The following is a 14,374-nucleotide window of genomic DNA, read 5'->3' as shown; positions in this document are numbered from 1 at the left end:
GCTGCCAGAGTAGTTTGCAGGAATTACTGCCAGGTCGAGTGTTCCTGGACGATTTTACCATTTTTGGGAGAAGGAAATGCATAAGGATATACAAAGCCAGTCTATGCTTCGAAGCGATAACAAAGAATCAATCCTTGCCGAGAACATGGCTATTCTGGGTCATATGCTGGAGGAGTCCAGGAAAGAGCGGGAAGGTCTGGAGGCCTTGCTGAATCAGATCCGGATGCAGATAGCCAGCCTTTGTGAAAACAGTGAGATGATCCTGCGGGTTGAAAAGCGGGTCGAGACCCTGCAGTTTTTGTCTCAATCCACGGAGAAGAAAATTACCGAGGTCCTGCGGTTTCGGGAAAATATCGACGAGGTCAATCGGAAACTGGACAGTTTTACTACCCTGGCTCTCGAGTTGTCTGAAAAATTCGATGAGCTGAGCGGCCAGGCCCAGGTCTTCAACCAGATGAAGGAAGAGGTCGGACAGTTTCAGCAGGCTGCCGAGCATATTGGCCGGACGGTTGATGTTTTACAGACCCAAACCCGTGATCTGGGGGAGAAAATGGCTCAGATTTCCGACCGCAAGGTCGATATTGACCTGGCAGTGGAAGAGGCCAACCAGTTTTCCTCCCTGACGAAAAAGTTACGCAGTGAATTTCAGGGCATGGAGCAGGAGCGGCTGGATGCTCTCACTAAAATGAAGAATTTTACCGAGCAGGTCGCCAAATATGAATCTCTGGCTTTCGATATGCGGCAAAAGGCCGAAGAGCTGGACAGAGATCGAAAGCTTTACGAATCCACCCGGCAAAAACTCGACAGTTTGAATTCCCTGGGCGAGTACATTAAAACCAAAATGAATACCCTTTCCCAGCAGCGGCTGATTGTGGAAAAGGCCAATGAGGAAGCGGGAAGACTCAATGTCCTGTTCTGGGACATGGAAGCCAAGATCAACAAACTGGCCGAAGAGAATAAATTAATTAAAAAGACGGAAAAGAATATCTGGCGGCTCGAATCCATGTTCAACGAGATAGACCTCAAGACCAGGCAGGTTATCGAGGCCAAGGAATTTCTGGCCGCTGTTACCGGACGGATGGAGGAGCTCCAGAACCTGTCAACGGAAATCAGCAATAAAACCCGGGAGCTCAATGAGACACGGGCTGTTATGAACAACCTGAGCGGGAGGATCGACTACCTGCATTCCCGGCTGGAAGATGCGGAACGCAAAGGAGATGAAATTCTTGCCCTCCAGACTGACATTCAGCGGGTGAACGATCAGATTCAGCAGGTGAATCAGGAACTGCAGGACCTGCAGCGGGAATTTGAAGAGGTGCTCAATCAGAAGGGTATCATTAAAGAGGTGAAAAACCAGTTACTGGAAATAGACCTTTTGGCTCACAACATGCAATCCGAGGCAGAGAAGATCCAGGAGAAAAGCAAGCTGATCGAGCGGATTGAAAGCAAAGTGGAAACCCTGACGTCCAGCCTTATGGATATCGAGGATCGAATGAACGATCTGGAAAACAAACGGTCCGAGCTGGGCCAGTTGGAATCCCAGATCCAGGACATTAAAAAGCTGGCCGAAGACCTGTCCAGGACGGAAGATGAAATCATCGAGCAGATCGATTACATTGAAGATGCCCGCAAGCAAATGGAGAAATTGGTCACCCTCTCCGGCGAGCTGAATGAAAAGATGGGGCGGCTGGAACACCGGCAGGCCCTGGTGCAGAATCTGGAGAACCGGATTCTGCGGCTGAGCCAGCTCAGTAACGAGCTGGAAACCCGGATCGGGGTTGTTCTTCAGAATAAATCCGAAGTCGAGAAGGCCGAAGAGGGGTTGAATGCCCTGAAAGTCATTATCGAGGATGTTCAGATCAGGAACACCGAATTGCAGGCCGAGAGAGAGCAGATTCAGGAACAGGCTGCTCAACTGGCAGAGCTGAAGACCCAGGCTGAAGAGATACGGCAGATGGTGAGTCAAATCAACCGGAATAAGGATGCAGTCCAGCGGATTCATGTTGAGATGGTGGAAAATGAGACCAGGATATCCAGTCTCTTTGGGGCGATTGACCATAAAATCAATGACCTCGAACACTGGCGCACCCAGGCCCAGGGAATAGCGGAGGGCCACCGGGGGCAGTTCCGGGATCTGCTGCGGCAGATGGAAGAAGGGGTGGGCCGGGTTTTGAATGGAATGATAGATATTGACAAGATGGAAAATAAATTGCAAAATCTCTCTCAACTGCACCGGGATATCGAGCATAAAATCGATACGCTTACCAGCCGCAAAGCCGCCCTCTCCGAGCTGGAGAGAAAGATCGGAACTCTGGAGGAGCTATCCCAGGGAATTGATGAAAACCTGGCAAAAATATCAGGCGGAAAAGATGTGATCGAGAGGACCAACCGTGAAATTCAGGAAGTACGGCTGCTGGCACAGGACATCCGGGCAAGGATGCAAAATCTGCTTTCCGAAAGCGAGAAGGTGGATGAGGTCGGTGCCAAGCTGAAGAGTCTTCACGATTTGATTGCCGATACTCACGAGAAGATGGGAACTATTCTGAAGAATGTTCAATTGATTGACGATGCTGATTATCGGATGAGAAACCTGGATCTGATGGCGGAGGATCTCAAGGTAAAACTTGACACCCTGGCACAGCAGCAGTCTTTGGTCGAGAATGCCAATCAGCAGGTCGCTCAACTGCAATTTTTGTTAGGAGAGGCTGAAGTGAAGGCACGAAAATTGCAGGAACCATAATTGTAGTAGCCGGGAATTTTGACCTATTTTTATGATGAGAGTAAAAAGCACATAACATCCATGCATTGCGAAAATCATCCGGAAAGACAAGCAAAGGGGCGGTGCCAGTATTGCTGGAAATCCCTGTGCCAGGATTGTCAAATCAGGGTGAAAGATCAATCGTTTTGCAGCCGGAAATGTCATACTCTCTTCCAGCTCAAGAATATCCGGCTGCACAGCCAGCGGGTTTTTTTCAGGCACAATCTTTACCTGCGCACAAAAGTTGAACATCTCAATAAATACTCAACCTTCCTCCTGTTCATGCTTATCGTTGGCGCAGGCGCACTCCTCCTGCATTCCGCATCGACCGAGGAAAAGCATACTCCTCTGCCCAGGGCAGCTTCTCAGCCTGCGGCAATTCCCGCCAGCGGCCAGAATACAACTTTGGATTCAAAAGAGAAAGAGCCTGCGGCAACTCGCCCGTCCAAGGGAAAGGCAAAGATGAGCTCTCCGGCAAAGGCTGCCGGCAAATCAACGCAAGACGATGCTGTTATGGATGAAATATGTTCCAATTTTCATATCGGTCTTGCGCCTAATCGTATCAAGCAACCTGTCTATATTGTTGATATTTACGGCAATGCTCCACCAAACAGTATCATTGCTCTTTACAAAAATGATCGATTGTGTGATACTGTACCGTGCAGGGGAGATCGGTTTTTCTTCCCTCGGATTGGCCTGGAGAGGAACAGGAACGTTTTGCAGGCCAAGCTGATTACTGCGGATGGAGGCTGGTGCTATTCCAATACCCTGGAGCTGGTTGTCGATACGGCGACCTCGCAGGTTATGGAAAAGGGCCTCGATATCAATCGGGGAAACATGGACCAGGCCAGGATTTGCCTGAGCTTTGACAGTGGGGAGAATGCGGATGCCGCCCCGGTTATCCTGGATATCCTGAAAGAAAAGCGTATCCGGACAACCATTTTTTTGACCGGCGAATTTATTCGACGAAACCCGAAAATTGTCAGGAGAATAGTCGAGGAAGGCCATGAGGTCGCAAATCATACCGATACCCATCCTCACCTCACCAGGATCGAGAATCGCCGGTCCACCACCTGCCTTCCCGGAGTCAATCGGGAATTTCTCCACCATGAGCTGAAAAGGGCAGAGGAGGCCTTTTACCACCTGACCGGCAGGCATATGAGCCCCTATTGGCGTGCTCCCTATGGAGAGACCAATCTGGATATCCGCAAGTGGGCTGAAGAGCTGGGATACGTTCATGTCTCATGGACCTGCGGACGGGATTGGGAGAATGGGCTGGACAGTATGGACTGGGTAGCGGATACGAATTCAGGCAGGTATCATACGGCAGAGGAGATTCGCAACCAGATTGTCAACTTCGGCAAGGGTACGGAATCCGGAGCCAATGGGGGGATCGTGTTGATGCATTTCAGTACAAACCGTCCCCATCAGGACAAGGTTTACCTCCAATTGCCGGGGATAATCGACGGATTACGCGCCAAGGGCTATGAGATCGTAACGATCTCTCAACTGGTGCAGGGGATGACTGATTCGCAGAGAGCAGCGAAAAAAAGCCGGGTCCGCCATGCCAAAGATGAGAGCTTCAGTAAGTCGCCTGAGGGAAACTCTCGCTGGAGATAAGGAGGATGTCCTCAAAAACAAAAATAAAAACAAAAACAAATACAAAGGACACCACTCAAGACACAGAGGCACAGAGAAAAGCTCATGGGTGGGCAGGTTCTCAGGAGTAAAAGATGTCTGCCGAGGAAGGAATGGTAACATCAGTTGAGGGACCCTATGCCCTGGTCAGGGTTGTACGCAGCGCTGGTTGTGCGCACTGCCCGTCGGCGGGATTCTGTCACATCGGGCCTGATCAGACGATAATCGTCAAAGCCCGCAACAGTGCCGGGGCCAGGGTCGGCCAGCGCGTGCAATTGTCTGTCGCCCCTGGGTCGGTCCTGGCTGCATCGTTTTTGCTCTATCTCCTCCCCCTGGCAGGGCTTATTTTGGGATCCATCGCCGGAAAGGCGCTTGTGACCCCTGTTGTGTCCGACCGGGCATCGGAGCTTTTCGCTGCCGTGGCCGGGCTGAGTGTCATGGCTGGAATTTTTTTCGGCATCCGGTTTTTCGACCGCCGCCGAAAATCAACAGAACGTTTTATGCCACAGATTATCCAGGTGCTTTAGCAACGGCACAGTATGTATTGTGCTGTAACAGCAGCACAGTATTTATTCGCTGATCGTCAAACTTTTACCCTAATCACCCAATTTCATAGTCGGTATTTCCCGGCAGTTATTATTTTATCGTTGGCAAAAAAGGAGAAAAAGCATGGCTGAAATCAGGAAAATCGGCATTCTGACGAGTGGTGGTGATTGTGGCGGCCTGAACGCGGTAGTCAAAGGTGCTGCCCAGATGGCTAATTCCCTGGGAATCGAGGCGGTAATTGTTCCGAATGGGTATGCGGGACTCTATAACCTGGTGAATTTCGAAAGCCTGGTTACGCTCACCCCAAACCGCCTGGACCGATTCGAAGCCTATCCCGCCGGATCAGAGGCAGGCCATTCACGGGTAAAAATAAAAAAAATCAAGGATCCTGACAAATATGACCGGATAAAACAGGGGCTGCAGCGCTTTGGAATCGACGCTCTGGTTATCAGTGGAGGAGATGATACCGGCAGCGTGCTGGTGGACCTGGCGGGAAAGGGTATCTCCTGCATCCATGCGCCAAAGACCATGGACCTGGACTTGCAGAGTTACTCCGTGGGGGGAGATTCGACTATCAACCGGATCAGCCGGTTTGTGCAGGATCTCAAAACCACGGGCAGAACCCATAACCGGGTTGTCGTCACCGAGGTTTTCGGCAGATATGCCGGTCATACCGCCTTCCGGGGCGGAGTGGCTGCAGAAGCTGACGCCATCCTGATTCCGGAGATCCCGGTAGACTTTGACATTCTCTACCAGCATATGTTTTCCACCTTTACCCGGCGCATCCTGGAAAATGACGTAAGGGCCGGAACCTATACCGTTGTCGTGGCCGAGGGGCTGGCCGATGCTTCGGGTAAAGAAATCGTTGACGAGAGTGCCGGAGTTGACGCTTTCGGACACAAGAAACTGGCCGGAGCGGCAAAATACGTCTGCCAGGAACTGGAAAAAAGGCTGAAAACTGACCCCAGGATCAAAAAGTTTATGCAGGACAGCGGCCAGTATGTAGAGGGAGTTTACGAGATACCCGAAGTCCGCAGCGTCACTCCCGGCCACCTGGTGCGGTCCGGTGAATCCTCATCCTACGATGTCAACTTTGGCAAGGAAGCAGGGGCCGGTGCGGTGCTGCTGCTGAAGCAGGGAATCTCCGGAGTGACGATTTGCGGGGTTAAAGGGAGGACCATCCTTTATCAAAAAACCGAGGAGGTCATCAAGCAGCGGCATGTTAACCTGGACATGGTAGCCCTCTATGAAACCATGGGCTTTTGCTTCGGCCGCAAACCCGCCCGCTACGAAGGCAGAGGCATGGAATTAACCGGGCCTATCGACCGGCTTTATTGAGAGTATATGCGAAGAATGAAGATTTCAACAGGCGGGGTTCGCCGACCCCGCCTGTTCTCTCTTATAACCACAGGGGTAGGGTTCTGTTTACCGCTAGAGTAATAATTTCCCCAAAGAGGAAGTCGAGGGGTTAACTTCACAACTACGACGGGCTGTTGTATCGGTGACATCTGGAAGCCCATTGTCGATCCATTCTGACTTCTGCCTTCTGACTTCTTTGCCCGAATCGGGCTTTCAGGTTCACCTGGCCAGGATTACCTTATTGAAAAGCTTCCGGCCCGCCATACGCGCCTATGGTATTTCGGGAACCATCGGGATCATGGTATATACTTTGCGGATCACCGCTGTGGCGGCAGGGGGATTGGGCTTTCAGCCGGTAATCTCCCTGATTGGGGTCGATGAACAATGGGTCCTGGGCAATGTTCCCATTGACCCCCAGATAATCGGCATCGGCAATGTTGGAAAATCTGGGCCGGGATGTCATCTTGAAATCGACGAGGCAAAGGTCGTCCTGGTTTGCCCAGAGGATATTATTGATCTGCTGAAATTCCCCGGCTGATCCGAAGATGCCTCCCCCGAACAGGGCAGTATTGCGGGATAAGGTGTTATTAATCACAGCCGCCGCAGAATCGATCAGGCTGCATCCTCCGCCGGAATGCGAGGCTCTGTTTTCGGCCAGGATGTTGTTTTGAATAAGCGAGCTGTCGGTATCACAGAATATCGCTCCTCCAAAGCAGGCAGTGTTTCGGAAAAACCGGTTCTGTACGATCCTGGCAGAGGCATGGAAAGAAAATATTCCTCCCCCGCAGACTCCGGCCTGATTATTGGCGATGGTGTTGTGAAGGATTTTCGGAGCTGAGGAGTGGGCACAATAAATTCCCCCTCCGAATTGAGCCTTTTGATTAACGATGATATTATTGATAATGGTGGGAGATGAGTAAGGGGCACAATAAATTCCCCCTCCGTGGAGTGGACAGGGCTTATTGGGATCAGGTGCTGAAACGGTGAGAGTGAAACCATCCAGGATGGCCTGACTTTCCTTTCCGAATGAGATGAGCGGTCTGTCTCCCGTTCCTGTCAAAACCGTTTCCTGGGCACCTGAAGCAGCACGAAGAGTCAGATTTTTTTGGGTAATATGGATGCCTGCCGGGGAAATGGAATACTTTCCCGGGCTGACGACAATGGTATCTCCGGAGGTTGAATTTTTCACCGCCTTCTCGATGGTGGGAAATTCATCCGGAACGAACAGGTTCCGCTGCCTGAACAGGGCTTTCTGACAGGAGAAAAGTAGCCAGCAGAGCCAGACCGGAAGCAGGAAGATGAGCCCTCTTCTGTTCATGAGCATCGGCTATTTCTCCACGGTCTCGGACGGAGGCAGGACCGTAATGCCCGTGGTCAGGTTATGGTAAATCATATTGTGCCTGACCAGGGCTTCACGGGTATCTATGACTAAGCCGGCGGAAAGATTTCCGGAGATAGTATTTTGGATGATCCGGGTGATTCCTCCCCCATGCACGGCTATGCCCGCTCTCAGGTTATGGTGAATCTGATTGGCTTTCAGGTTAGACTCGGTAATACTTTCAAGCCGTACTCCAGCCTTGAGGTTCCCGTACACTTCATTTCCCTCTATTGAGACGGTAATATTTTTCTGCCGATCGTTGATTCCGGTCAGGCCGATCCCGGCCCGCCAGTTGTGGCGGATAATATTGTCCTGGATCACGATCGGCCGATCGTGAGTGACCAGATCGAGCCCGCCAATCCCGCTCCCATTCTGATAGCAGAGATTATGGATGATCCGGGGCCTGGCATATTCCCTGATACCAATACCAGGCGCATCCTGTTCTGTATCTTTGGCCTGCTGGAAATGATTGTTGAAAATCTCATTATCCTCGATAAGAGCCATCGAGTTTGGTCCATTGGCAATACCTGCACCGAAGTTATCATAGATAACGTTGTTACGAACAGTCGGTTTGGCCACAGTTTCCAAAGGGGAACCCATGGAAGGGCCTAATCCTGTCAGAAGCATGCCCCCTCCCTTCCCCTTCGAGTGGTTCTGACAGACGATATTGTTGATAACCTCCGCAGAGCAGCCCCGTACCTCCACGAGGTACAGCTTATCGATAGTCCTGGTCGGAAGGTTGCGGATGGTAAAGCCATCGAGTTTCATCGGAGAGGTGCTTTCCTTTTGAAAGCTCACCAGATAATCCGGAGGATCGAGTTTGGATCCATCGATAATGGTCTTGAGTGCCCGCTGAAGGACCTGCTTCTCACCGGGGCCCTTGATCAGTCTTTCGCCCTCAGGTCCGCTGTCGCTTACCAGTGAGATGCCTTCCCGGATAATAACCCGTTCATAGTAAATGCCGGGCCTGACCCGGACTGAATCTCCGAATTCCGAAGCCTCAATGGCCTCCTGAATGGTAGGAAAATCTTCCGGCACAAAGATATCCCTGCTGGTGCCCGCACGGGCTGCGAGGGAAAATGCCAGGAAGAAAATTCCTGCAATAAGTTTTTTCCCTTGTGGAGTAAGCGCTTTTGCTCTCATCGGCATGATGGTCGTCTTGTCCCTGAGCTTGTGTCTGGTTCTGTGGTGAAAGTCGCCTTGTGGAATACTTTCCCGGAGAAGATCATTTTATCAGGAAGGGAGGAATTTATCCAGAGGTTTCTCTTGCGTATCTCACCGCCGGGGAAATCTCAAGGCAGTGTGCAAATTTCTACACACATGAGAAGCACCCTGCACAATCCTGCCTGGTATCGAATGAGTTGAAATGAGATGGAAAGGTTAAAGAAAAGAGGTATCTGAAAAATATCACAAAGGCGTCCCCAGGGGGATTCGAACCCCCGTTACCGCCGTGAAAGGGCGATGTCCTTGACCGGGCTAGACGATGGGGACTTTTCTTATTGAGTAAATGTAAGAGCAGATTATACACACTCTCCCCTTCTTTGTAAAGAATTTTGTTTTCCGGAATGGCATTTTTTTACTGCTGCTGCCAGGTCTTGCGCCAGAGGCAGATGGAATTGCGTACTATGCAAATTTTTACATATGATGATGCATTGTATCAACTTTATTTTTTCCATGAAATTATTGAACCATTTTTTATATTATATAAAATATATTGATAATTGACTACAAGGGAAAGGTCGGCTTCAATCGCTCGTATAAATGATATATATACCATAGTATAAAATATGGTAAGATAGATATAAAAATCAATATTCTTTGCAGGTACTAAATTTATGTAGTATCTACGTCGAAAAGAACATAAAATTGATGACCTGGAAAATATAACTCATAAGCCACTCCTCCCAGGGATCAAAAAAATTACCGCCTGGAGGGAATCGTCAATGGTGACTTTATGGCCATAAATATTTTTAAGAACCATGATCTTGAAGATATGGGTATCAGGTGCTTAATTATCCTAAAACATTCAGTTATAATCAGTACAAAAGGGACAAAAAATACATCGGAATAAAATTGGCTAAAAATTAACTTATCCTCTTGGCATCAGTGTTGCAATAATTTAAAATAGTGAAGGGAAAAGCTGATAACCTGAAATCAGGATGCCAGGAAAGGGGCTCCTTACATGACAATAAGCCGGTAGATCATATTGCTTCCTCATATTGTCATATAGTATATCCCCTATATCCCCGGGTAGTATATCCCCGGGCTTGCTGCTCCAAGGATTTTACGGCAGCATGAACCAGGCACCAAAATTGCTGGAAACAGAGCCAAGATTGTATTTGCCGTGGATTCTGAGCAAAGGTTATCTTGGTACATATCCTGATTAATTTAATGGCTAGGGAGTGAGAGTGCAAGAAAAATGATTTTCCTTTGTCTATTATCCATGAAACCTTCAACTTTGAAATATCGACAACCGTCCAGGCTTCGGGCGGTTAATAACCATTTTAATTCTTCAGCAGGACTTATGGTAAGGATGGCAAGATGAGCAAAAGGGAAAGTTGTGAGCTCCATGGCAAAACAAAGAGAACGGTGAACTGGACACTCGGCTCGCTGATCCTGATGGGACTCCTTTTGGTTACCTGGCATGTCTGGGTTCACCACCGGCAGTCGATGGTTCTTTCCTTCGGAAAAGAGCTCTGGTCTCTCATTATCGACCGGCATGGAATATTGATGGAGCTTAAGGAAGTATTTATTTACTTTCTCATCGGTATTATCATTGCCGGCTATATCAGGACTTACAAATTCCACATCCGGCTTCGGAAAGTGCTGATCCGGTATAAATACAGCGGGATTTTTCTGGCTGCCTTTATTGGCGTCTTCAGCCCCTTATGTTCCTGCGGCATCCTGACCACAGTGGTTGCTCTCCTCGCTGCCGGTCTTCCTCTGGCACCGGCCATGGCGCTTCTCATTTCATCACCCCTGATGAGCCCGACGACCTTTTTCCTGACGCTGAATGACCTGGGAATGCACTGGGCTCTTGTCCGGACCCTGGTGGCCTTTCTGATGGGGGTATTGGCTGGAGTTGTCACCCTGCTCGTCAGCAGACTGGGATTTGAGGCCTCTGATTTATTCCTTGACGGAGGTATTCCGGAAGGTGATTTTCATGATCCGGACTATCCTGACGAGCGGCTTCGCTGCACCTGCAATGAGAAGATGAGCAACCGGATAGCCCGGAAAACGAAAAACAAGCTGATCATCTTTCTGGCCAAAACTACGGAGATGTTCTGGCTGATCGGAAAATATGTTCTGGTGGGCATTGCCGTCGGCTGCGTGGTGGAAAGGTATATCCCTCATACCTACATTCAAAGTCTGTTCGGCCACGGGGGAACTTTAAGCGTTATCTGGGTAACCGTAGGCAGTATACCGCTTTTCTTACACCAGATCAGTGCTTCGAGCATTCTCTATCATATCAAGGCATCCTTGCCCGGAACGATGGATAACAGCGCCGCCCTGGCTTTCCTTATCGGCGGGCCGGTAACCGCCATTCCTGCCATGACGCTGCTGTGGAGCATGTTTAGAAAGAGAGTCTTTGTCCTGTATATGGGCATCAGTATCCTGGGCACGATATTTTTCGCCTACACCTTTGGTAATCTGCTGTTTATCAACCATGTCGATACCAACAGTCCGATTCTGGCCAAAGTCTCGGCTCTGGCCGGTGGAGAGTCGGCCATAATTTCCAAATCTGGTGAAGCTGTCCGGGTGGCGGTTGATCCGGACCGAAAGCCTATTATTGCCTGGTATGAGGATATGGAAGGAGGAAGCGGCATTGTGTTTGATGCCAGTTGGAACCGTTTCCGCAACGGGTCTCTTCACATGAAGGGAAATCAGCAGTATATCAGAAACATTGCCCGCTGGCTGAAACAGACTGCAATCCATCCGGACAATAACCGCATCCTGATTTACAACACCTATGTGGATCGTGGCCTGACCAACGATTCTTTCCGGGAAGGACTGGAGGCGATTCTTACTGAAGAGGGGGAATTTCAGGTCACCTTCGCTGCCCGCAAGGATCTGCCGAACCTGGATAGATCAGCCCTGGAAGGCTACGGGCAACTGTGGATACTGTCGGGGCAGGCAGACAGCCGTCCCTTTTCCAGCCAGGAGATCGAGGACATTTATGCCTTCCGCGATGACGGGTACAGCCTGCTCGTTGTGGCCGGGCCTCACGATGGCTCAACCGGAGATTGGACGACAGCGGCCAACCAGGTGGCAGAGCACTACGGTGTCCGGTTTGGCGAAGCTGTCAAATTTCAGAGGGAAATACCTATCTCCATTACTGCTCATTTTGGCGACAGGATTTCCCAGGGCTTAGTGAGTTACTTTGACTGGCTGAAGCAGCTCAGAGGTTAGGAGAGGGAGAAGCAAGTGGCCAGTGGCCAGTGATCAGTGGTCAGTGGTCAGTAAATACTGAGAACTGACAACTGAATACTGCCTCCAGCATCCAAAGGGAGAGTCTGAGGAAGTGATGGTTGCGTAGCGTATGATCAAAGGAAGAATGAGATGAGGGGAGAAATGAGAAGAAGGATCTTGAGTGTCACTGTATTGATGATGTTCCTGGCCGGCTTTCTGCCGCCAAAGGCAATCCCGTGCGTTGGCCGTATTCTTTCTCTGGGAGTTGCGAATATCGAAGATCAGAAGGTTATGGCTGAAATGCTGGCCACGATGATCGGCGAGAGCACGGGCACAAAGGTAAATATTGTCCAGTTCAAAACCCTGGATGAGTGCCGGGAGGCTATCAAAAAGCAGGAGCTGGATCTCTATGTGGATTATGTCTGCTCTGGCCTGCTGACTGTTCTCGGTGGTGAAAAAGCCCGGATCGAAACTCCCGATAAGGCTTACTCCACAGTTAAGCACCTGTCTGACAAGCGGTTTTCTCTGATCTGGCTGAAACCCTTCGGTTACGACAATCCGGCTATCCTTCCTCATGTCCCCGAAGAGCTGAAGGGTATTCCGAATCAGGCGGTTTGTGTAGCGCGACGCGATGTCCTGAACCGCTTCCCGGTCCTTCCCAGGCTGATCAATAAGCTTGGCGGCAAGGTCTCCAATGAGGCCATCGGGGAGTTAAAACAGAAGAAAGAACTGAAAGTTGCGGTCAAGGCATTCTTAGAGGAAAGAAAACTGATTCGATGGGCAATCTAGTGAGTCAGGAAAAAAAGTGCCCGGTGGCCAGACAAAAATTTACTGACCACTGGTCACTGACCACTGACCACTTTTCAAACGGAGGATACGATGTTAAAAAAGGGAGCGGTCATCTTAAGCCTGCTGGTGCTGTGGTGTACCCTGGCCTTCGGCTGCCGGAAACCAGCGGCCTCTTCTCAAAAGCCATTGAAAATCTGTTATATGATCTGCAACAGCCTGCCTGAATCGAGAGCCCGTTTCGAGCCGATCACCGCCTATCTGGCGGAGCAGTTGAAGCGGCCGGTGGAATCGATTTATCTGAACACCCAGGATGTCGAGGCTGCGGTCCAGAAAAAAGAGATCGACTTTACCCATACCAATTCCATCCTGTATGTGATCTTTAAGGAAAGGTATCAGGCCGTCCCCCTGACCGGAGAGATCCGGGGAAGGTATGGCAACAAGGATGCAGGCACGATCATTGCCAGCCGCAAGAGCGGTATCAAAACCATTCAGGATCTGAAAGGCAAGAGCATGATTTTCGGACCGTCTCTGGCCCCCATGGGCTTTCTGGCCCAGTATGATCTCATGCTGAAAGCCGGCATTAATCCGGATGAAGATCTGGCTTTCTATAATATTCCGGGGGGATCGTGGAAGCATGAAAAGGTTATCTACGGGGTCCTGTTCGGTGCTTATGACGCAGGAGCAGCGCCGCGGATCGACCTTGATCAGATGGCTGAAGAGGGGAAAATCGATCTGAATGACTTTACTATCGTGGCTGAAAGCGAGCCAATTGCATATTGCACCTTTGCAGCCCTGTCCCATGTGGATCCTCAGCTTGTTCAGAAAGTCAAGAGCCTTCTCGTCGGCATTACCCAGGAAGACAGCTCCCTGGTGGGAGGAGAGGTTGTGAAGATTCTGAAAAGTGCCGGGCTTGAGCGCTTCGTCGAGGTAAAAGACAGCGACTATGATCCTCTCAGGGAGATGCTCAGGCGCTGCAAGATGTCTCCTTACGAGGAATATTGATCATGGACCGGCTGGATATCCTGAGTATCGGCTTGATTATTCTCTTGAGTGCCCTGATTACGGGTATGGTTGCCCTGCATCAGGAGCCGCTTCCGGTTGCAGGCTCCGCTCAGCCGCAACAGGCAAAATCTGTTGATCAGAATCTCTATGGAGAGGTGGAGAGGCTTATAAAATCGGCACAATACGAGGAAGCCCTGAAGGTATTGAAGAACATTATGAACAGATATCCTCAAAAACCTGAGTCGCAGGTCTTTCTGGCTGCAATTTATAACCAGCAGGGAGACATGGAAAAGGCCATCTCCTTATGCCGCACGAGCATCGAAAATAATCCGGACCTTGTGGAGCTGGCATCGGCCAATCTCAAGGACATGGTCCAGAAAAACATTCCCAAGCTCAAGCGTGCCAGGGAACTGAAGCCAAATGACGCACAGGTTGCAAACCTTCTGCAAAATCTGTATTTCTGCCAGCGAAAGCTTGGCCAGGGGTGTGAGTGA

At 50.1% G+C, this 14,374-nt stretch carries 10 protein-coding genes and 1 tRNA gene; 8 read left to right on the top strand and 3 right to left on the bottom strand.

All coding sequences use genetic code 11. From position 1 onward, the window contains the following. Nucleotides 1–76 precede the first annotated feature (76 nt). From AB1611_19840 to AB1611_19825, 4 genes are all read left to right on the top strand, one after another. Nucleotides 77–2,740 (top strand): hypothetical protein, encoded by a 2,664-nt coding sequence (locus AB1611_19840; GenBank protein MEW6381833.1) that lies wholly within the window; start codon nucleotides 77–79, stop codon nucleotides 2,738–2,740. 60 nt (nucleotides 2,741–2,800) lie between these two features. After that, a complete protein-coding gene (locus tag AB1611_19835; GenBank protein ID MEW6381832.1) occupies nucleotides 2,801–4,378 on the top strand; it encodes a polysaccharide deacetylase family protein in 1,578 nt (525 codons plus the stop codon). Nucleotides 4,379–4,491: 113 nt separating this feature from the next. Next, nucleotides 4,492–4,923: a SoxR reducing system RseC family protein gene (locus tag AB1611_19830; GenBank protein ID MEW6381831.1), complete on the top strand. Its 432-nt coding sequence runs from the start codon at nucleotides 4,492–4,494 to the stop codon at nucleotides 4,921–4,923. Nucleotides 4,924–5,074: 151 nt separating this feature from the next. Further along, complete coding sequence (locus AB1611_19825; GenBank protein ID MEW6381830.1) at nucleotides 5,075–6,280, top strand: 6-phosphofructokinase; 1,206 nt, start codon at nucleotides 5,075–5,077, stop codon at nucleotides 6,278–6,280. A gap of 259 nt (nucleotides 6,281–6,539) precedes the next feature. On the opposite strand, the gene AB1611_19820 is transcribed toward AB1611_19825, so the two are convergent. From AB1611_19820 to AB1611_19810, 3 genes are all read right to left on the bottom strand, one after another. Continuing rightward, the gene (locus AB1611_19820; protein MEW6381829.1) at nucleotides 6,540–7,625 is read right to left on the bottom strand and encodes a hypothetical protein; all 1,086 of its coding nucleotides are present in this window, start codon (nucleotides 7,623–7,625) and stop codon (nucleotides 6,540–6,542) included. Nucleotides 7,626–7,628: 3 nt separating this feature from the next. After that, entirely contained in the window at nucleotides 7,629–8,828 is a 1,200-nt protein-coding gene (locus tag AB1611_19815) for a right-handed parallel beta-helix repeat-containing protein (protein ID MEW6381828.1), read from the bottom strand. Nucleotides 8,829–9,095: 267 nt separating this feature from the next. Then, nucleotides 9,096–9,170, bottom strand: a tRNA-Glu gene (locus AB1611_19810). Between the two features lie 1,050 nt (nucleotides 9,171–10,220). Between AB1611_19810 and AB1611_19805 the strand changes: the two genes are divergently transcribed. The 4 genes from AB1611_19805 to AB1611_19790 all read left to right on the top strand — a co-directional run bounded on the left by AB1611_19805 (nucleotide 10,221) and on the right by AB1611_19790 (nucleotide 14,374). After that, entirely contained in the window at nucleotides 10,221–12,089 is a 1,869-nt protein-coding gene (locus AB1611_19805; protein MEW6381827.1) for a permease, read from the top strand. Between the two features lie 162 nt (nucleotides 12,090–12,251). Further along, nucleotides 12,252–12,878, top strand: a complete 627-nt coding sequence (locus AB1611_19800; GenBank protein ID MEW6381826.1) for a glycine betaine ABC transporter substrate-binding protein — start codon at nucleotides 12,252–12,254, stop codon at nucleotides 12,876–12,878. A 90-nt stretch (nucleotides 12,879–12,968) separates the two neighbouring features. Beyond that, a complete protein-coding gene (locus tag AB1611_19795) occupies nucleotides 12,969–13,880 on the top strand; it encodes a phosphate/phosphite/phosphonate ABC transporter substrate-binding protein (protein ID MEW6381825.1) in 912 nt (303 codons plus the stop codon). 2 nt (nucleotides 13,881–13,882) lie between these two features. Further along, the gene (locus tag AB1611_19790) at nucleotides 13,883–14,374 is read left to right on the top strand and encodes a tetratricopeptide repeat protein (GenBank protein ID MEW6381824.1); all 492 of its coding nucleotides are present in this window, start codon (nucleotides 13,883–13,885) and stop codon (nucleotides 14,372–14,374) included.

The organism is bacterium (assembly GCA_040755755.1).
Classification (GTDB): domain Bacteria; phylum SZUA-182; class SZUA-182; order DTGQ01; family DTGQ01; genus DTGQ01.
The sequence above is the reverse complement of the archived record's forward strand: the minus strand, read 5'-3'. Positions and strand labels throughout refer to the sequence as shown.

Bases quoted from the DNA above. Each gene is read 5' to 3' on its own strand.
- AB1611_19840 (MEW6381833.1), top strand. From the start codon at position 77: ATGCATAAGGATATACAAAGCCAGTCTATGCTTCGAAGCGATAACAAA.
- AB1611_19835 (MEW6381832.1), top strand. From the start codon at position 2,801: ATGCATTGCGAAAATCATCCGGAAAGACAAGCAAAGGGGCGGTGCCAG.
- AB1611_19830 (MEW6381831.1), top strand. From the start codon at position 4,492: ATGTCTGCCGAGGAAGGAATGGTAACATCAGTTGAGGGACCCTATGCC.
- AB1611_19820 (MEW6381829.1), bottom strand. From the start codon at position 7,625: ATGCTCATGAACAGAAGAGGGCTCATCTTCCTGCTTCCGGTCTGGCTC.
- AB1611_19815 (MEW6381828.1), bottom strand. From the start codon at position 8,828: ATGCCGATGAGAGCAAAAGCGCTTACTCCACAAGGGAAAAAACTTATT.
- AB1611_19805 (MEW6381827.1), top strand. From the start codon at position 10,221: ATGAGCAAAAGGGAAAGTTGTGAGCTCCATGGCAAAACAAAGAGAACG.
- AB1611_19800 (MEW6381826.1), top strand. From the start codon at position 12,252: ATGAGAAGAAGGATCTTGAGTGTCACTGTATTGATGATGTTCCTGGCC.
- AB1611_19795 (MEW6381825.1), top strand. From the start codon at position 12,969: ATGTTAAAAAAGGGAGCGGTCATCTTAAGCCTGCTGGTGCTGTGGTGT.
- AB1611_19790 (MEW6381824.1), top strand. From the start codon at position 13,883: ATGGACCGGCTGGATATCCTGAGTATCGGCTTGATTATTCTCTTGAGT.